The sequence below is a fragment of the Pseudomonas sp. Ps21-P2 genome, assembly GCF_039672565.1.
Classification (GTDB): Bacteria; Pseudomonadota; Gammaproteobacteria; order Pseudomonadales; family Pseudomonadaceae; genus Aquipseudomonas.
This window is the reverse complement of sequence record NZ_JBDFPL010000006.1, coordinates 404,374-422,008: the sequence shown is the minus strand read 5'-3', so window position 1 is coordinate 422,008 and position 17,635 is coordinate 404,374. Positions and strand designations below refer to the sequence as shown.

Genomic DNA, 17,635 nt, shown 5'->3' with positions numbered 1-17,635 from the left:
TGTCCGTTCGGCGCGGGCCCACGGAGCGAGACCGGAGTGAAGGAACCCTGACGAAGGAAGGGCCCAACCAGGAGCACAAAGCCCTTGGTTACTTGGGGCTTTATCAAGTAACTCGCCGAAGGCGAAACGTCTGCCCTCAGGCAGACGCTCTTGATTTTGCTCCAGATTTACCCGCCCAGATAAGCATCCCGCACTTTCGGATCGACCAGCAACTCCGCCCCCGACCCCTGCATCACCACCCGGCCATTCTCCAGAACATACGCACGATCAGCGATCTTCAACGCCTGATTCGCATTCTGCTCCACCAGAAACACCGTCACACCATCCCGCCGTAACTGCTCAACAATCTCGAAAATCTGCTGAATAATAATCGGCGCCAGACCCAGCGAAGGCTCATCCAGCAACAACAGCTTCGGCTTGCTCATCAACGCACGCCCTATCGCCAGCATCTGCTGCTCACCGCCGGACATCGTGCCGCCGCGCTGATTGAAGCGCTCCTTCAGACGCGGAAACAACTCAAGCACCTTATCCATCTGCACCTGATAATCGGCCTTGTCCGTGAAGAACCCGCCCATCGCCAGATTCTCCTCCACCGTCAGACGCGCGAACACACGACGGCCCTCCGGCACCACCGCAATACTCTTGCGCATGATCACCGACGACTCCAGACCGACCAGCTCCTCCCCCATATAGCGGATGCTGCCACTGTGCGCGCGCGGCGAACCGCACAGCGTCATCAACAGCGTCGACTTGCCCGCGCCATTGGCGCCGATCAACGTGACAATCTCACCCTGCTGCACATCGATGCTGACACCGTGCAATGCCTGGATCTTGCCGTAGAACGTGGAAACGTTATCGAACTGCAGCATTTACGCTTCCCCCAGATAGGCTTTGATCACTTCAGGATTGTCACGGATCTGCTCGGGCGTGCCATCGGCCAGCGGCGTGCCCTGATTGATCACCACGATATGGTCGGAAATGCTCATGACCAGCTTCATGTCGTGCTCGATCAGCAACACCGTCGCGTTGTGCTCGTTACGCAGCACGCCGATCAGCGCTTTCAAGTCTTCGGTTTCTTTCGGGTTCAGACCGGCAGCCGGTTCGTCGAGCATCAGGATGCGCGGGCGCGTCATCATGCAGCGGGCGATTTCCAGACGCCGCTGCTGACCGTAGGCCAGTGTGCCGGCAGGACGATTGGCGAACTCTTTTAGATCAACCGCTTCCAGCCAATGCTCGGCGTACTCCATCGCCTCGCGCTCGCTTTTGCGGTACGCCGGAGTCTTGAACAGGCCGGACAGGAAATTCGTGTTGAGGTGGCGATGCTGGGCCACCAGCAGGTTTTCCACCGCCGTCATTTCCTTGAACAGGCGCACGTTCTGGAACGTTCGCACCACGCCTTTACGGGCGATCTCATGGCCGGCCAGGCCCTGAATCGGCTCGCCATCCAGCAGAATCGTGCCGGAGGTGGGTTTGTAGAAGCCGGTCAGGCAGTTGAAAACGGTGGTCTTGCCGGCGCCGTTCGGGCCGATCATCGACACGACCTGCTTCTCGTTGACGGTCAGACCGACGCCGTTGACGGCCAGCAGACCGCCAAAGCGCATGCACAAGCCGGACGCTTGCAGAAGTGGACGGCTCATCAGCGCTCCCCCTTGAGTTTCATGACGGGACGCTGCATCGGCAGGAAGCCCTGAGGACGCCAGATCATCATCAGCACCATCAAGGCGCCGAAGCCGAGCATCCGGTATTCGCTGAATTCGCGAAGCAGTTCAGGCAACAGGATCATCACGACCGCGGCGAGGATCACGCCCAGCTGCGAGCCCATGCCGCCCAATACCACGATGGCGAGGATGATCGCCGACTCCAGAAAGGTGAACGACTCCGGTGTAATCAAACCCTGACGCGCGGCGAAGAAACTGCCGGCGAAACCGGCGAATGCAGCGCCGAGGGTGAAGGCCGACAGCTTGATGATGGTCGGATTCAGGCCCAGCGCGCGGCAGGCGATTTCGTCTTCACGCAGGGCTTCCCATGCGCGGCCGATGGGCATGCGCAACAGCCGGTTGATCACGAACAGCGCCAACAGCGCCAGCAGCAGGGCGATGAGGTAGAGAAAGATCACCTTGTTGATGGAGTTGTATTCCAGACCGAAGTATTCGTGGAAGGTCTGCATGCCTTCTGCAGCCTTGCGCTCGAACGTCAGGCCGAACAGCGTCGGTTTTTCGATGTTGCTGATGCCGTTCGGGCCGCCGGTGATGTCGGTCAGGTTACGCAGGAACAGGCGAATGATTTCACCAAAACCCAGCGTCACGATCGCCAGATAGTCGCCACGCAAACGCAGGACCGGGAAGCCCAGGAGGAAGCCGAACGTCGCCGAAGCCAGGCCGGCCAGCGGCAGGCAGATCCAGAAACCGAAGCCGAAGTAGTGCTGCAGCAGGGCGTAGGTGTACGCGCCCACGGCGTAAAAGCCGACGTAACCGAGGTCAAGCAGACCCGCCAGACCGACGACGATGTTCAGGCCCAGGCCGAGCATCACGTAGATCAGAATCAGGGTCGCGATGTCCACCGCGCCGCGCGAACCGAAGAACGGCCACACCAGCGCAGCAATCACCAGCGCGCCGAGGAACCAGCGTTGGGTGGAAGGCAGGGTCAGAAAGTTGCTGGTTTTGTCGGACATCAGCTGTTTCTGCGGACGCGAGCGCCACATGGCGCTGATCTGTTCGTTGAACAGCACGCGCAGGAACATCAGCAACGCCGCGGCAAAAATCAGCAGCACGGTGGTGGTGCTGGCGCCGACCACCGCGAGATTGATCCCGACGATGTCCAGTTTGAGCCCGAGGATCGGGTAAGCGACGGCCAGCACCAGCACTGCGCTGAAGAGGGCCGATTTGAGATTCCTGGTCATACTTTTTCAACCTCCGGACGGCCGAGCAGGCCGGTTGGCCGGAACAACAACACCAATACGAGAAGACCGAACGCCACCACATCCTTGTACTGGTCGCCAAAGATGTCGGCGCCAAAGGCTTCGGCGATGCCCAGCACCAGACCGCCGAGCATCGCGCCCGGGATACTGCCGATACCGCCCAGTACTGCGGCGGTAAAGGCTTTGATGCCGACGAGGAAACCGGCGTTGGGGTTGATCACGCCGTACTGCATGCTCAGCAGCACCGCAGCGACCGCCGCCAGGGCGGCACCGATGACGAAGGTCAGGGCGATGATGTTGTTGGTGTTGATCCCCAGCAGGTTGGCCATCTTGATGTCTTCGGCGCAGGCACGGCAGGCGCGACCCAGGCGAGAGCGGGAGATGAACCATGTCAGACCGAGCATGGCCACCAGCGTGACGATGAAGATGAGGATCTGCATGTAGGAGATCACCACTTCATGGGTGCTGCCGGGGCCGAACACGAAGTTGCCGGGAATGAGGTTGGGGATCGATTTGTCTTTCGAGTCCTGCGACAACAGCACGGTGTTCTGCAGGAAAATCGACATGCCGATGGCAGAAATCAGAGGGATCAAACGGTTGCTGCCGCGCAACGGGCGATAGGCAACTCGCTCGATGGCATAACCGTAGGCGCTGGTCACCACAATACTGGCGACGAAGGCTGCGGTAATCAGCAGGGGCAGGCTGTCCAGGCCAAGCATGGTCAGACCGGCCAGGGCGATAAACGCCACATACGAGCCGATCATGTACACCTCGCCGTGGGCGAAGTTGATCATGCCGATGATGCCGTAAACCATGGTGTAGCCAATGGCAATCAAGGCGTAAGTGCTGCCAATGGTCATCCCATTAACCAGCTGTTGAAGAAAGTGATAGAGATCTATCGGCATTGCTGAGTGCTCCTAAAAACCTGCCTGGTGTTTCACTGGTGGTGTCTTTTTCCCGCTCGCGCGTCGTGATCTACGTCCGCGTCCGGCACGAGCCCAGTGGTTCACTGGTGCGGTTTCAAGATGTTCAGGGGTCGGAATTCTTGTGAAATTCGCTGCCCAGCTAAAACAAAGCCCACTGCGGTTGCAGTGGGCTTCGGGTAAGCATGAAGGCTGCGTTATTTCACAGGGGCTTCAGTCTTGGTGCCATCTTTGTGCCAGGTGTAAACGACGAATTTGAAGTCTTTCAAGTCACCCTTGGCGTCGAAGCTCAGATCGCCGGTAGGGGTTTTGAACGTACCGGCGTGAATGGCGGCTGCCACTTTCGCGGTGTCTTCGGACTTGGCGGTCTTGATCGCTTCAGCAATCACTTCCACGGCAGCGTAGGCCGGGAACACGAACGGACCGCTCGGGTCTTCTTTCTTCGCCTTGAACGCAGCAACCAGCTCATTGTTGGCCGGGTCCTGATCGAAGGATTTCGGCAGGGTCACCAGCAGACCTTCGGACGCGTCCTGAGCGATCTGCGAGATGGAGGCGTTGCCCACGCCTTCCGGACCCATGAAGCCGGCTTTCAGGCCTTTTTCCTGCGCCTGACGCAGAATCAGACCCAGTTCAGGGTGGTAGCCGCCGTAGTAGACGAAGTCGACGTTGGCTTGCTTCATCTTGGCGATCAGCGAGGAGAAGTCCTTGTCGCCGGCATTGATGCCTTCGAACAGGGCGACCTGCACGCCGTCTTTTTCCAGGGTTTGCTTGACGGCAGTGGCGATGCCTTCACCGTATTGCTGTTTGTCGTGGATGACCGCAACGATCTTCGGCTTGACCTGCTTGGCGATGTAGTCGCCGGCAGCCGGGCCCTGTGCACTGTCCAGGCCGATGGTACGGAAGATCATTTTGTAGCCACGGGCAGTGATTTCCGGGCTGGTGGCCGCCGGGGTCACCATGATGATGCCTTCGTCTTCGTAGATGTCCGAAGCAGGCTGAGTGGAGCTGGAGCAGAGGTGACCGACCACGAACTTGACGCCGTCGTTGACCACTTTGTTGGCGATGGCGACCGCTTGTTTCGGGTCACAGGCATCATCGTAATCAACCGCTTCAAGCTTCTTGCCGTCGATGCCGCCTTTGGCGTTGATCTGGTCGATGGCCATCTTGGCGCCGCTGAACTGCATGTCGCCGTACTGGGCCACAGCACCGGTTTTAGGGCCGGCAATGCCGATCTTGATTGTGTCAGCTGCGAACGAGTGACTGGCAACCCCCGCCAGAACCAGTGCGGCAAACAGCTTGGAAATCTGATTAATACCCTTAGTCATGATGCTCCACTCTTGCGTTGTCGTTTTTATAATCCTGACGGCCAAAGCTGCAGGACCGGATTGAATTTCCAGGCCGCACCCCCAGCAACTGTACCGGAACAGTTTAGAGCGCCGGTCGATCGCTTGAATAGCTGGCTGCGGGGGGCAAAACCTGTGGATGTCGCTTAATCGACAGAAAGATACACAATCACGCCGGCTCTATAACCCTGTCGGGCAACGAACCGGTCGGCTTGGGCGAACTTCCCTGCAATCAATCACTTGAATCCGGGTTTGTCGGTACGGAGGGCGGCGCTATCATTGCGCCGATTTTCCAATACGGTGAAAACCCATGACGCAAGAACCTAGCACCCTCTATGCCAAACTGCTTGGCGAAACGGCTTCGATTACGTGGAATGAATTGCAACCATTTTTTGCGAAGGGTGCCCTGTTGTGGGTCGAGCCCAGCCTGGATTTGATCGCCGTGGCCCAGGCATTTGCCGAGAACAGTGAGGCGCAAGTGGCGGCGTGGCTCAAGAGTGGGGACGTCGGCAAGGTCTCTGAATCAAAGGCTCTGGATCTTTTCGAGCGCAATCCGCCCCTCTGGGCAGTGGTTGTCGCGCCGTGGGTATTGATCCACGAGAGGGCGTGACGCTGGTCACTGCTCAAAAATGGTGCGTCGGATGATGGCGAAGTGGGTAATGCGGTAACTGCCGGTGTGTCGTCGGTAGCGGAATGTCTCACCGACTCCATGCTTCATTTTGGGAAAACCATCAGGGTCGCTCCGGGATTTCTGGCGGACGTTCAATGGATGGGTATCAGCGGGGCGAATGTTCACAGACAGAGTGCCAAGGCGTGACTAGATTTCAGGCAAACCGGAGGCGTCAGCCGGGATAGCCTCCTATAACAAGAAAGAGAGCGCCCCATGGATCAATCGACTCAGGCAAGGAACGCTTGGCGCGTTCTGTTTCTGCTGTTTCTGGCCAACCTGTTCAATTTCTTCGACCGCACGATTCCCGCGATCATCATCGAGCCCATCCGCAAGGAATGGTCGCTGAGCGACTTTCAGCTCGGCATCATCGGCACCGCCTTCACCCTGGTGTACGCAGTGGCCGGGCTGCCGTTGGGGCGCATGGCCGACAACGGCTCACGGCGCAAGTTGATGGGCTGGGGGCTGGCGGTGTGGAGCGGCCTGACGGCGGTAAACGGTCTGGTCGGCAACTTCTGGGCGTTTCTGCTGGTGCGCATGGGCGTGGGCATTGGTGAGGCCAGCTATGCGCCCGCGGCCAACTCGTTGATCGGCGACCTGTTCCCCGCCCACCGCCGCGCCCGGGCCATGGGCATCTTTATGCTGGGATTGCCCCTGGGGCTGCTGCTGGCGTTTTTTACCATCGGCGCGATGGTGCAGGCGTTCGGCAGCTGGCGCGCGCCGTTCTTCATCGCCGCGGTGCCGGGGCTGGTGCTGGCGGTGTTCATGTTCTTCATTCGCGAGCCGGCCCGGGGCGCCGCTGAAAGCGTGGCCATTTCCCAGGAGAAAATCGACCGGCCGATCCGTCGCGTGCTGTCGATTCCTACGTTCCGCTGGCTGGTGCTCGCCGGTCTGGCGTTCAACTTCGCCACCTACGCGTGCAACTCGTTCATGGTGTCGATGCTGCAGCGCTACTTCTTACTGCCCTTGCAGGAAGCCGCGATGGCCACCGGCATGATCGTCGGCGTGACCGGTCTCATTGGCCTGACCGTCGGCGGCTGGGTGGCGGACAAGCTGCATCAACGCTGGAGCAACGGCCGCCTGATGTTTGCCGCGTTGAGCATGGTGGTTGCGACGCTGTGCACCGGTTATGCGCTGCACGCCGGGCGCATCGAGATCGGCGTGTTCGTCGGGGTGTTCAGTCTTGGCTGGCTGTTTTCCTACAACTTCTACACCTGCGTTTACACCGCGATTCAGGACGTGGTGCAGCCCCGACTGCGCGCCACGGCCATGGCGCTGTTCTTTGCCGGCCTGTATCTGCTGGGCGGCGGGTTGGGGCCGGTGGTGGTGGGGCTGTTGTCGGACCATTTCGCTCACTCGGCCATGTACGCCGCGCAGGTCGAGCAGATGACCGAACCGTTCAAGGCGGTGGGGCTGCACGATGCGATGTATTTGATACCGGTGGCGTTGTTTTTCGTGCTGGTGTTTCTGGTGCGCGCGTCGAAGTGCTTCAGCGCCGACGCGCAGCGGATGCGCGAGGGGATGGTGGCGGATGAGCCGGTGGGGCAGGGGGTGAAGCCGTCGGTGGCGTGATCCCCCGATCACTCCCACACCACAGCGGCCTACTTTAAAGTAAGTGCACATGCGCTCTGTGGGGTCTAGAAGATCCCGAGCCGAGCGCTATCCCGTGGGAGCGAGCTTGCTCGCGAAGGCTTAAGTTCAGTCAGTAGAGAAAATGGCTGAACGTCCCGGCCCCTTCGTGAGCAAGCTCACTCCCACATTTCCTGCGGCGAACCTGATTAGCCAGCGACCAGCACCCGAATCGCTTCCAGGCGCAGCGCGGCTTTTTCCAGCATCGCCAGGCCTTGCTCACGTTGTTCACGCAATGCCGCCAGTTCGCTGTCGCGCACGGTCGGGTTGACCGCTTGCAACGCGGTCAAACGTGCCAGCTCTTCTTCGGTGTCTGCCGCCAGACGTCGCTGCGCTTCCGCCACACGTTCAGCGTGCTTCGGCGCGATCTTGCTTTCGGCGGCGTTGATCTGCGGGTTGAGCACGTCGCGCTGGGCCTGAATGAACTTGTTGGCGCTGGCCCGGGGCACGCTCTCCAGCTGATCGTTCAGGGTGGTGAAGGACACGCGGCCCGACAGGTCGTTGCCGTTGCCGTCCAGCAGGCAACGCAGCGCGGCCGGCGGCAGGTAGCGGCCCAGTTGCAGCGAGCGCGGCGCGACCACTTCACTGACGTAGAGCAATTCCAGCAACACGGTGCCGGGTTTCAGCGCCTTGTTCTTGATGAGTGCCACGGCGGTGTTGCCCATCGAGCCGGACAGCACCAGATCCATGCCGCCCTGCACCATCGGGTGTTCCCAGGTAATGAACTGCATGTCCTCGCGGGCCAGCGCCTGATTACGGTCGTAGGTGATGGTCACGCCCTCGTCGTCGCCCAGCGGGAAGCTGGCGTCGAGCATCTTCTCGCTCGGCCGCAGGATCAGCGCGTTCTCCGAGTGATCCTCGCTGTCGATGCCGAACGCGTCGAACAGGGTTTCCATGTAGATCGGCAGGGTGAACTGATCGTCCTGCTCAAGGATGGCTTCCACCAGCGCTTCGCCTTCGCCCGCGCCGCCGGAATTCAGCTCCAGCAAACGGTCGCGGCCGGTGTGCAGTTCGCTTTCCAGACGCACGCGCTCGTTGCGCGCCTCGGTCACCAGGGCCTGCCAGTCGTCCTCGTCGCCGCCTTCCAGCTGCGGCAACAGGCGCGGGCCGAATGTATGTTGCAGCGCGTTGCCGGTCGGGCAAGTATTGAGGAATGCGTTGAGCGCCTCGTGATACCACTGGAACAGCCGCTCTTGCGGGCTGGTTTCCAGATACGGCACGTGCAGTTCGATGATGTGCTTCTGGCCAATCCGGTCCAGACGGCCGATCCGCTGCTCCAACAGGTCCGGGTGCGCAGGCAGGTCGAACAGCACCAGGTGGTGGGAAAACTGGAAGTTGCGGCCTTCACTGCCGATTTCCGAACAGATCAGCACCTGGGCGCCGAACTCTTCGTCGGCGAAATACGCCGCCGCGCGGTCACGCTCAAGGATGTTCATGCCTTCGTGGAAGACCGTCGCCGGGATGCCGGAACGCACGCGCAGGGCGTCTTCCAGGTCCATCGCGGTTTCGGCGTGGGCGCAGATGACCAGCACCTTCACGCGCTTGAGCATTTTCAGGGTGTCGATCAGCCAGTCAACGCGCGGATCGAAACGCCACCAGCGCTCTTCTTCGCTGAGCTCGCTTTGGGCCTGGAAGCTGACTTCCGGGTACAGGTCGGCGTGTTCGCCAATCGGCAGCTCCAGGTATTCAGCCGGGCAGGGCAGGGGATACGGGTGCAGTTTGCGCTCCGGGAACCCTTGCACGGCGGCGCGGGTGTTGCGGAACAGCACGCGGCCGGTGCCGTGACGGTCAAGCAGTTCGCGGATCAGGCGAGCGCTGGCTTCGGCGTCGCCGGCGGCAACAGCGGTCAGCAGCCCTTCGGCTTCGGCGCCGAGGAAACCACGGATGGTCTCGTTGGCTTTTGGCGACAGCGTGCCTTTGTCCAGCAGCTCCTGAACGGCTTCGGCGACCGGGCGATAGTTTTCGCTCTCGGCGCGGAAGGCGTGCAGGTCATGGAAACGGTTCGGGTCCAACAGGCGCAGACGAGCGAAGTGGCTGTCCTGGCCGAGCTGCTCGGGGGTTGCCGTCAGCAGCAGCACGCCGGGAATGACTTCGGCCAGTTGCTCGACCAGCGAGTATTCACGGCTGGCCTTTTCTTCGTGCCAGACCAGGTGGTGGGCCTCGTCGACGACCAGCAGGTCCCAGCCCGCCGCGAACAGCGCATCCTGGGCCTTCTCGTCCTCAACCAGCCATTCCAGCGACACCAGCGCCAGTTGCGTGTCTTCGAACGGGTTGCTGGCATCGCTTTCGATGAAGCGTTCGGCATCGAACAGCGCGACCTGCAGGTTGAAGCGGCGGCGCATTTCCACCAGCCACTGGTGCTGCAGGTTTTCCGGCACCAGGATCAGCACCCGGTTGGCGCGGCCCGACAGCAACTGGCGGTGGATGACCAGACCGGCTTCGATGGTTTTACCCAGCCCCACTTCGTCCGCCAGCAAAACCCGCGGCGCGATACGGTCGGCGACTTCACGGGCGATGTGCAACTGGTGAGCGATCGGTTGTGCGCGCACGCCGCCCAGGCCCCACAGCGAGGATTGCAGCTGGCGGCTGGTGTGTTCGAGGGTGTGATAACGCAGGGAGAACCACGGGAGTGGGTCGATCTGCCCGGCAAACAGGCGGTCGGTGGCCAGGCGGAACTGGATGAAGTTCGACAGCTGGGTTTCCGGCAGGGTCACGGGCTGGTTCTGCGCGTTGAGGCCGTGGTAGACCAGCAGGCCGTCGACGTCGTCGACTTCGCGGACGGTCATCTTCCAGTTTTCGAAGTGGGTGATGGTGTCACCCGGCGAGAAGCGCACCCGCGTCAGCGGCGCATTGCGCAAAGCATACTGGCGCGTGTCGCCAGTGGCCGGATAGAGCACGGTCAGCAAGCGGCCGTCCTGAGCCAGAACGGTGCCCAAACCCAGCTCGGCTTCGCTGTCGCTAATCCAGCGTTGCCCCGGTTGATACTGCTGCGACATGCTGCCTGACTCCCGCCTTGAAAAAGCCGACTATGTTAACGGAACAAGGCGCCCAGGCCAAAGCCACATTGTAAAAACGCCCGGATATATTGGGTGGCGCGCCTGAGGCGGGCACTTGCTGCGAAAAACATAGTCGAAACTCGCGCTTGAATCGGCTCAAGTCGACGAAACGGCAGCCGACAGCTTGATAACAGGAGACCATTACCATGCTGCCACCGCTGATCCCACTGAGCGCGGCCCCCGTGACTTCGCAGCTGGACCCGGTCAAACCCACCCCGGACATCCCGCCGGTAACGCCGATTCAAAAGAGTTCGAGCGAAACCAACATCGACCTGGGCGAACGTGACCGCGAGCAGGCCGAATTGCTGCTGCGCGAAGAACAACGTCGCCACCAACGCCGCCGCAGCGACCGGCGCGTGGCCGACCGTCACCCTGATCTTCAAGAAGGCCCGGCCATTCCCGGGGATTTCCTCAATGCCGACGACACCGTGCCGGTGGTGCCGATCATTGACGACGAGCCGCGCCAGGGCCTGTGGGTCGACCTGAAGGTCTGAGGCGCTGGTCAGCGCCGCCTCGATTGCGCATTATTGGCGGCAACAGCTATTCACGAGCGATACGCCATGAGCGATGACGGAAAACTGGTAGACCTGAGCGCCGAGCGCGCCAAGCGTGTTCACGACCTCAATGACAAACGCCTGAACGAAGTCCGCAGCGCTTTCGAGCAGGCTATGCCGCTGGGCAAGGGCAAGAAGAAAGCCAAGAGCAAACCAAAAAAACGCTGACCCGCCTTCCGTTCGTCCCCCGTCTGCCGGCTGCTGTTTGTGATTCACGCCGGCATTGACCTGAGTCAATTCCTCTCGTCACCCCACTGATTACTCTGCGCCCATCAAACAGCCTCGGGCAGAAGGAGTGCGCATGTTTCTTGACCACGCAGTGATAGCCGGCGTCATGACGGTGGGGCTGGCGATGGTGATTTATTCAAGCGTCGGACTGTTCATCTGGAGAGATTCACCCCGGCGCGGAAGACGCTGAGTCTTCTACACAAAGAGCACGCAAGGCATTTTGGGCAACTTCGGTTGCCCATTTTTTTTGCGTGGTGGCCATGCGTGCTGACTGCTGCGCCGGGAGGATGCTGGCGCCGGCTCAGCCCACGGTGATAGGCGGCAGGTCGGCCAGGGTCACGGTCTGCAGCTTGCGTGGCGCGAGGATCTCGGCCTCGCCATCCACCACCAGTTCATCGTTCTGATTGAACACGCGAGTGGCGATGCGCACGCGGAATTTCGGCAGTTTCTCGAGGATTTCCAGGCGCACGGTCAGGGTGTCGCCGATCTTCACCGGCTTCTGGAAGGTCATCTGCTGACCCAGGTAAATCGTGCCCGGGCCAGGCAGTTCGCAAGCCACCGCCGCGCTGATCAATGCGCCGCTGAACATGCCGTGGGCGATGCGATCCTTGAACATGCTTTTGGCCGCAAATTCAGCGTCCAGGTGCACCGGGTTGCGGTCGCCGGACATCTCGGCAAACAGCTGGATATGACGCTCTTCAACGGTTTTGCTGTAGCTGGCGGTCTGGCCGACTTCAAGGGCTTCGTACGGCGTGTTGGTGACTTGGGTCATGGGGTGTCCTGTGACAAATAAGAAAGATGAACCACTGACGTCATTCGCTGCGGCGCGGCCTTGGCTGCTGCAGCGCCTGTTCAAGCCAGGCGAGCAGATCCCGGGTGACTTCTTCGCGATTGGTCTCGATGAGGATCTCGTGACGCGCCTGCGGATAGACCTTCAGCGTAACAAACGGGTGGTCGGTGCCGATCAGAGCGTCGGCCAGATGCGTGAGACGCTTGCCATCGCTCACCGGATCACATTCGCCACCGATAATCAGGATCGGCAGTCCGGGATCGATCTGCGCCAGGTTCGAACGCTTGCTGATCTGCTGCAGGCCCCCGAGAAGGTCCATCCACAGTTGATTGGTGCAGCGGAAGCCGCACAGCGGGTCGTTGCTGTAGGCGTCAACCTCGGCCGGGTCGCGATTGAGCCAGTCATAGCAGGTGCGTGCGGGCTTGAAGCGTTTGTTGAAGGAGCCGAACGACAAGTGTTCGATCAGCGCACTGCGCCCGGTCGGGCCTTTCCGCCAGCGCTCAATACGGGCGACCAGCGCCGCCGAGCGATAGAAGGTGACGGGATGGTAATTCGAACCGCTGAGAATCACGCCCTGCAAACTGGCGCTGTGGTGCAGCAAATAACCCTGGGCGATGTAACTGCCCATGCTGTGACCCAGCAGGAACACCGGCACGCCCGGATGACGCACCGCAATCGACGCTTTCAGCGTGGCGAGGTCGCCGACCACTTTGCTCCAGCCGTCCTGATCGGCGTAATGGCCCAGGGTGCCATAGGTCGCCGAATGGCCGTGGCCACGCTGATCGGCGCCATACAGGGCGAAACCTGCCCGCATCAATGCCTTGCCCAATCTGTCATAGCGCCCGGCGTGCTCAGCCATGCCGTGGGAAAACAGAACCACCGCCCGGGCATTGCCCATCGGCCTCCAGGCATGCACATAGAGGCGACTGTGATCTTGAGCGTCCAGCCAAAAAGCTTCGTGTTCCATCGCGGTTCCCTGGCCCCTGTAAAAAGTTGTCTCAAAAAACGCGGTGGCGAGCGCTTCGCTTGAGTGTATAGCGGTAGCCGGATGGCAGGCTGGTTACCCGCAAGATTCACACCGGTGATGACGCGGCGACGACTATTTGCCTTCTATGCCATAGCTGCTAACGTCCGGCAAACGCCCGTTTAAATTCCACGGGGCCAGCACACTCAGGTAAGAGGATAAAAACAACATGCAACCTGACTTCTGGAACGACAAGCGCCCCGCTGGCGTTCTTTCTGAGGTGGACCTTCAGGCGTATAGCTCGGTGGTCGAGGTCTTCGAGCGCAGTTGCCGCAAATACGCCGATCGCCCAGCCTACAGCAACATGGGTGTCACCCTGAGCTACGCAGAGCTTGAACGCCAATCGGCGGCGTTCGCCGGTTACCTGCAACAGCAGACCGACCTCAAACCCGGCGACCGCATCGCCGTGCAGATGCCCAACCTGATCCAGTACCCCATTGCCGTGTTCGGTGCCATGCGCGCCGGGATGATCGTCGTCAACACCAACCCGCTGTACACCGCCCGGGAGATGCGCCACCAGTTCAAGGATTCCGGTGCGCGCGCACTGGTCTACCTCAATGTCTTCGGCAAGAACGTGCAGGAAGTGCTGCCGGACACCGATATTCAGTACCTCATCGAAGTGAAAATGGGCGACATGCAGTCGGCGGCCAAAGGCTGGCTGATCAACACGGTGGTCGAGAAGATCAAGAAGCTGGTGCCGGCGTACCACTTGCCCCAGGCGATCCCGTTCAAACGTGTGCTCAAGCTCGGCAAGGGCGATCGTCTGCAGCAGGTGCCGCTGGCGCTGAAAGACGTTGCTGTATTGCAGTACACCGGCGGCACCACCGGTTCGCCGAAAGGCGCGATGCTGACCCACGGCAATCTGGTCGCCAACATGCAGCAGGTCTATGCCTGCATGCAGCAGCATGGGCCGGACGGGCAGCCGATCTTCAAGCAGGGCAGCGAGATCATGGTGGCGCCGCTGCCGCTTTATCACATCTATGCGTTCACCTGTAATTGCATGTGCATGATGGTCAGCGGCAATCACAACCTGCTGATCACCAACCCGCGGGACATCGGCGGCTTCATCAAGGAACTGAAGAAGTGGAAGTTCTCGGCGATGCTCGGCCTCAATACGCTGTTCGTGGCGCTGATGGACCATCCCGAATTCAAAAACCTCGATTTCTCTACGCTGCGCCTGACCAACTCCGGTGGCACCGCGTTGGTTAAAGCCACCGCCGAGCGCTGGCTGCAACTGACCGGCTGCCCGATCGTCGAAGGCTACGGCCTGACTGAAACCTCTCCCGTCGCCACCGCCAATCCTTATGGCAATCTGTCCAGGCTGGGCACGGTGGGCATGCCGGTTCCGGGCACCACGGCGAAGGTCATCAGCGACGACGGGATCGAAATGCCCGTCGGTGAGCGCGGCGAGCTTTGCCTCAAGGGGCCGCAGATCATGCGCGGTTACTGGAACAAACCAGAGGCCACCGCCGAGGTGCTGGACAGCGAAGGCTGGCTGAAAACCGGCGATGTCGCGGTGATCGACCCGGACGGGTTCATCCGCATCGTCGATCGCAAGAAGGACCTGATCATCGTTTCGGGCTTCAATGTCTACCCGAACGAGATCGAGGACGTGGTTTCGCGGCACCCGAAAGTGGCGAACTGTGCGGTGATCGGCGTTCCCGACGACCGTTCGGGCGAAGCTGTGAAGCTGTTCGTGGTGCCGAGGGATGCAACGCTGACCAGCGAGGAGTTGAAGGCATACTGCAAGGAGAACTTCACCGGCTACAAGATCCCCAAGCAGATCGTGCTGCGTGAGTCGTTGCCGATGACGCCGGTGGGGAAAATTCTGCGGCGGGAGTTGCGGGATATCGCCTGAGGCTGCGGCGATTGCTCATCAGCTTCTAATTCAGGAAAAACGGCGTGTTGATCACGCCGTTTTTTTTGCCTGGTATTTTGCTGCTGAGTTTAATCGGACCGCGTTAAATGAACATCGACGTAGGACATTTCCGACATTTAGGTTCATTGCTCTAAACGTGACCGTCGCATATTCAAGAGTCAGATATGTGACTGGAGAGCCCGCTTTTGGCTCTAGGCGGCCTCTGGCAAAGCTGATACGCTCGCCCCGCTTTTTGTGCCATCGGTCAACAAAAAGCGGTGACTACAAAATTCCAAACACAAGAAATCATCGCATTAAGTGATGTGTAGAAACGCTGTCGCTGAGGAGTCGGCTTTTATGCTCGAAAACTTCTGGAAGGATAAATATCCGACAGGTATCGCCGCCGATATCGATCCGGATCAGTATCCGAACGTACAGGCCGTATTGAAACAGTCCTGCGAGCGTTTCGCCAACAAACCTGCGTTCAGCAATCTGGGCAAGACCCTCACCTACGGCGAAATGTACACGCTGTCCGGTGCCTTCGCTGCGTATCTGCAACAGCACACCGACCTGCAACCCGGCGACCGCATCGCCGTGCAGTTGCCCAATGTGCTGCAGTACCCGGTAGCGGTGTTCGGCGCCATTCGTGCCGGGCTCATCGTGGTCAACACCAACCCGCTGTACACCGCGCGGGAAATGGAACACCAATTCAATGACTCCGGTGCCAAGGCGCTGATCTGCCTGGCGAACATGGCGCATCTGGCCGAGAAGGTCGTGCCCAAGACCGGCGTCAAGCACATCATCGTCACCGAAGTTGCCGACCTGCTGCCGCCGCTCAAGCGCCTGCTGGTCAACAGCGTCATCAAGTACGTGAAGAAGATGGTCCCGCCGTTCCACTTGCCCAAGGCGGTCAAGTTCAACGACGTGCTGGCCAAGGGTCACGGCCAGCCGGTGCAGGATGTTTCGCCGAACGGCAACGACGTCGCGGTGCTGCAATACACAGGCGGCACCACCGGCGTGGCCAAGGGCGCGATGCTCACCCACCGCAACCTGATCGCCAACATGCTGCAATGCCGGGCGCTGATGGCGGCCAATCTCAACGAAGGCACGGAGATTCTGATCACGCCGTTGCCGCTGTACCACATCTATGCGTTCACCTTTCACTGCATGGCGATGATGCTGAGCGGCAACCACAACGTGCTGATCAGCAATCCGCGTGATCTGTCGGCGATGGTGAAAGAGCTGTCGAAGTGGAAGTTTTCCGGCTTCGTCGGGCTCAACACGCTGTTCGTTGCGCTGTGCAATAACGCCGACTTCCGCCACCTGGATTTCTCCTCGCTGAAGCTCACCCTCTCGGGCGGCATGGCCCTGCAAACCGCCGCGGCCGAGCGCTGGAAAGAAGTGACCGGCTGCTCGATCTGCGAAGGTTACGGCATGACCGAAACCAGCCCGGTGGCGTCGGTCAACCCGTTCCAGAAAATCCAGATGGGCACCATCGGCATTCCCGTGCCCTCGACCCTGTGCAAGACCATCAATGACGCTGGCGAAGAGCTGCCGTTGGGTGAAGTGGGCGAGCTGTGCATCAAGGGCCCGCAGGTGATGAAGGGTTACTGGCAGCGTCAGGACGCCACCGACGAGATGCTCGATGCCGACGGTTGGTTGAAGACCGGCGACATCGCGATCATCCAGCCGGATGGCTACATGCGCATCGTTGATCGCAAGAAAGACATGATTCTGGTCTCCGGCTTCAACGTGTACCCGAATGAACTGGAAGACGTACTGGCGACCCTGCCGGGTGTTCTGCAGTGCGCGGCCATCGGTATTCCGGACGAGAAATCCGGCGAGGCGATCAAGCTGTTCGTGGTATGCAAACCGGGCACGACCCTGAGCAAGGATCAGGTCATGGAGCACATGCGCGCCAACGTCACCGCTTATAAAGTGCCGCGCAGCGTGGAATTCCGCGACGCCCTGCCGACCACCAACGTCGGCAAGATCCTGCGCCGCGAACTGCGTGACGAAGAGCTGAAAAAACTGGCGCTGAAGAAGCCGGCGTAAGTCAGCCGTTACACCCACAGACCCCGCCAGCGTGCGGGGTTTGTTGTTTTGGCGAATCTATTGGCGTGTTCTGCTAGCTACAGCGCGGCGCGTCGGCTCCCACATGGAGGGTGTTTGCCAAAAAATTTGATGGCGGTCATGCGGGCCTCTTCCCGGCTGAAGCCGGTCCCACTGAGAGCAGCGCGTGCATTCAGTGAATGCTTGGTGATCACACCGGCCTCTTCCCGGCTAAAGCCAGTCCTACAGTGGGTCCGCGTTAGGTCTGTAGGACCGGCTTTAGCCGGGAAGCAGTTGATCTTGATCTTCGAATGCAAAAAGCCCAGGCACCACAAATCGCGACTTGGGTGCAGGCTGAACGCAGGTCTCGCGCAGTGGGCCGAGCCGCATGGATGCGGCGAGAGCGCCGTCAGGACATGGATGTCCGTTCGGCGCGGGCCCACGGAGCGAGACCGGAGTGAAGGAACCCCGAGGTACGAGGGGCCAAGCCAGGAGCAAGCACCCTTGGTTACTTGGGGTGCTTTTCCAAGTAACTCGCCGAAGGCGAAACCCGAGGCCGTTAGGCCGACGCTTTCACAGAATACAAATTGTGGC

The 17,635-nt window shown here is 60.4% G+C and carries 15 protein-coding genes; 7 read left to right on the top strand and 8 right to left on the bottom strand.

From position 1 onward, the window contains the following. Positions 1-167: 167 nt before the first annotated feature. The 5 genes from ABEH28_RS17885 to ABEH28_RS17865 all read right to left on the bottom strand — a co-directional run bounded on the left by ABEH28_RS17885 (position 168) and on the right by ABEH28_RS17865 (position 5,165). Positions 168-869, bottom strand: a complete 702-nt coding sequence (locus ABEH28_RS17885) for an ABC transporter ATP-binding protein (RefSeq protein WP_192171555.1) — start codon at positions 867-869, stop codon at positions 168-170. Beyond that, positions 870-1,637: a high-affinity branched-chain amino acid ABC transporter ATP-binding protein LivG gene (livG, locus tag ABEH28_RS17880; RefSeq protein WP_122536637.1), complete on the bottom strand. Its 768-nt coding sequence runs from the start codon at positions 1,635-1,637 to the stop codon at positions 870-872. It abuts the gene before it with no gap. Continuing rightward, positions 1,637-2,899: a high-affinity branched-chain amino acid ABC transporter permease LivM gene (locus ABEH28_RS17875; protein ID WP_192171554.1), complete on the bottom strand. Its 1,263-nt coding sequence runs from the start codon at positions 2,897-2,899 to the stop codon at positions 1,637-1,639. The genes livG and ABEH28_RS17875 overlap by 1 nt, the downstream gene beginning before the upstream one ends. Next, on the bottom strand, positions 2,896-3,822 hold the full coding sequence (gene livH / locus ABEH28_RS17870) for a high-affinity branched-chain amino acid ABC transporter permease LivH (protein WP_172609396.1): 927 nt from the start codon (positions 3,820-3,822) through the stop codon (positions 2,896-2,898). The genes ABEH28_RS17875 and livH overlap by 4 nt, the downstream gene beginning before the upstream one ends. Before the next feature lie 215 nt (positions 3,823-4,037). Then, positions 4,038-5,165, bottom strand: a complete 1,128-nt coding sequence (locus ABEH28_RS17865) for a branched-chain amino acid ABC transporter substrate-binding protein (protein ID WP_192171553.1) — start codon at positions 5,163-5,165, stop codon at positions 4,038-4,040. Positions 5,166-5,493: 328 nt separating this feature from the next. Between ABEH28_RS17865 and ABEH28_RS17860 the strand changes: the two genes are divergently transcribed. Together ABEH28_RS17860 and ABEH28_RS17855 are read left to right on the top strand one after the other, a co-directional pair. Next, positions 5,494-5,793: a DUF2288 domain-containing protein gene (locus ABEH28_RS17860; protein ID WP_192171552.1), complete on the top strand. Its 300-nt coding sequence runs from the start codon at positions 5,494-5,496 to the stop codon at positions 5,791-5,793. Between the two features lie 273 nt (positions 5,794-6,066). After that, complete coding sequence (locus ABEH28_RS17855; protein WP_346630699.1) at positions 6,067-7,422, top strand: MFS transporter; 1,356 nt, start codon at positions 6,067-6,069, stop codon at positions 7,420-7,422. A gap of 206 nt (positions 7,423-7,628) precedes the next feature. Here the strand turns inward: ABEH28_RS17855 and rapA are convergent, their stop codons facing one another. After that, positions 7,629-10,475 carry an RNA polymerase-associated protein RapA gene (rapA, locus tag ABEH28_RS17850; RefSeq protein WP_346630698.1) on the bottom strand — a complete coding sequence of 949 codons (2,847 nt, stop codon included), beginning with the start codon at positions 10,473-10,475 and terminating at the stop codon, positions 7,629-7,631. A 206-nt stretch (positions 10,476-10,681) separates the two neighbouring features. Between rapA and ABEH28_RS17845 the strand changes: the two genes are divergently transcribed. From ABEH28_RS17845 to ccoM, 3 genes are all read left to right on the top strand, one after another. Beyond that, the gene (locus ABEH28_RS17845; RefSeq protein WP_192171549.1) at positions 10,682-11,029 is read left to right on the top strand and encodes an aspartate-semialdehyde dehydrogenase; all 348 of its coding nucleotides are present in this window, start codon (positions 10,682-10,684) and stop codon (positions 11,027-11,029) included. A 66-nt stretch (positions 11,030-11,095) separates the two neighbouring features. Continuing rightward, positions 11,096-11,257 carry a hypothetical protein gene (locus tag ABEH28_RS17840; protein ID WP_192171548.1) on the top strand — a complete coding sequence of 54 codons (162 nt, stop codon included), beginning with the start codon at positions 11,096-11,098 and terminating at the stop codon, positions 11,255-11,257. Between the two features lie 133 nt (positions 11,258-11,390). After that, complete coding sequence (gene ccoM, locus ABEH28_RS17835) at positions 11,391-11,507, top strand: cytochrome c oxidase subunit CcoM (RefSeq protein WP_342345355.1); 117 nt, start codon at positions 11,391-11,393, stop codon at positions 11,505-11,507. A gap of 111 nt (positions 11,508-11,618) precedes the next feature. Here the strand turns inward: ccoM and ABEH28_RS17830 are convergent, their stop codons facing one another. Together ABEH28_RS17830 and ABEH28_RS17825 are read right to left on the bottom strand one after the other, a co-directional pair. Further along, positions 11,619-12,089, bottom strand: coding sequence for a MaoC family dehydratase (locus ABEH28_RS17830; RefSeq protein ID WP_192171547.1), 471 nt, complete (start codon positions 12,087-12,089; stop codon positions 11,619-11,621). A gap of 40 nt (positions 12,090-12,129) precedes the next feature. Next, entirely contained in the window at positions 12,130-13,074 is a 945-nt protein-coding gene (locus tag ABEH28_RS17825) for a lysophospholipase (RefSeq protein ID WP_346630697.1), read from the bottom strand. 226 nt (positions 13,075-13,300) lie between these two features. Between ABEH28_RS17825 and fadD2 the strand changes: the two genes are divergently transcribed. Together fadD2 and fadD1 are read left to right on the top strand one after the other, a co-directional pair. Next, on the top strand, positions 13,301-14,989 hold the full coding sequence (fadD2, locus tag ABEH28_RS17820; RefSeq protein ID WP_346630696.1) for a long-chain-fatty-acid--CoA ligase FadD2: 1,689 nt from the start codon (positions 13,301-13,303) through the stop codon (positions 14,987-14,989). A gap of 357 nt (positions 14,990-15,346) precedes the next feature. Then, complete coding sequence (gene fadD1, locus ABEH28_RS17815) at positions 15,347-17,044, top strand: long-chain-fatty-acid--CoA ligase FadD1 (RefSeq protein WP_192171544.1); 1,698 nt, start codon at positions 15,347-15,349, stop codon at positions 17,042-17,044. Positions 17,045-17,635: the final 591 nt, after the last annotated feature.

What these genes read in the sequence shown, in the direction of transcription:
- ABEH28_RS17885 (WP_192171555.1), bottom strand. Translation starts at nt 869, where the DNA reads ATGCTGCAGTTCGATAACGTTTCCACGTTCTACGGCAAGATCCAGGCA.
- livG (WP_122536637.1), bottom strand. Translation starts at nt 1,637, where the DNA reads ATGAGCCGTCCACTTCTGCAAGCGTCCGGCTTGTGCATGCGCTTTGGC.
- ABEH28_RS17875 (WP_192171554.1), bottom strand. Translation starts at nt 2,899, where the DNA reads ATGACCAGGAATCTCAAATCGGCCCTCTTCAGCGCAGTGCTGGTGCTG.
- livH (WP_172609396.1), bottom strand. Translation starts at nt 3,822, where the DNA reads ATGCCGATAGATCTCTATCACTTTCTTCAACAGCTGGTTAATGGGATG.
- ABEH28_RS17865 (WP_192171553.1), bottom strand. Translation starts at nt 5,165, where the DNA reads ATGACTAAGGGTATTAATCAGATTTCCAAGCTGTTTGCCGCACTGGTT.
- ABEH28_RS17860 (WP_192171552.1), top strand. Translation starts at nt 5,494, where the DNA reads ATGACGCAAGAACCTAGCACCCTCTATGCCAAACTGCTTGGCGAAACG.
- ABEH28_RS17855 (WP_346630699.1), top strand. Translation starts at nt 6,067, where the DNA reads ATGGATCAATCGACTCAGGCAAGGAACGCTTGGCGCGTTCTGTTTCTG.
- rapA (WP_346630698.1), bottom strand. Translation starts at nt 10,475, where the DNA reads ATGTCGCAGCAGTATCAACCGGGGCAACGCTGGATTAGCGACAGCGAA.
- ABEH28_RS17845 (WP_192171549.1), top strand. Translation starts at nt 10,682, where the DNA reads ATGCTGCCACCGCTGATCCCACTGAGCGCGGCCCCCGTGACTTCGCAG.
- ABEH28_RS17840 (WP_192171548.1), top strand. Translation starts at nt 11,096, where the DNA reads ATGAGCGATGACGGAAAACTGGTAGACCTGAGCGCCGAGCGCGCCAAG.
- ccoM (WP_342345355.1), top strand. Translation starts at nt 11,391, where the DNA reads ATGTTTCTTGACCACGCAGTGATAGCCGGCGTCATGACGGTGGGGCTG.
- ABEH28_RS17830 (WP_192171547.1), bottom strand. Translation starts at nt 12,089, where the DNA reads ATGACCCAAGTCACCAACACGCCGTACGAAGCCCTTGAAGTCGGCCAG.
- ABEH28_RS17825 (WP_346630697.1), bottom strand. Translation starts at nt 13,074, where the DNA reads ATGGAACACGAAGCTTTTTGGCTGGACGCTCAAGATCACAGTCGCCTC.
- fadD2 (WP_346630696.1), top strand. Translation starts at nt 13,301, where the DNA reads ATGCAACCTGACTTCTGGAACGACAAGCGCCCCGCTGGCGTTCTTTCT.
- fadD1 (WP_192171544.1), top strand. Translation starts at nt 15,347, where the DNA reads ATGCTCGAAAACTTCTGGAAGGATAAATATCCGACAGGTATCGCCGCC.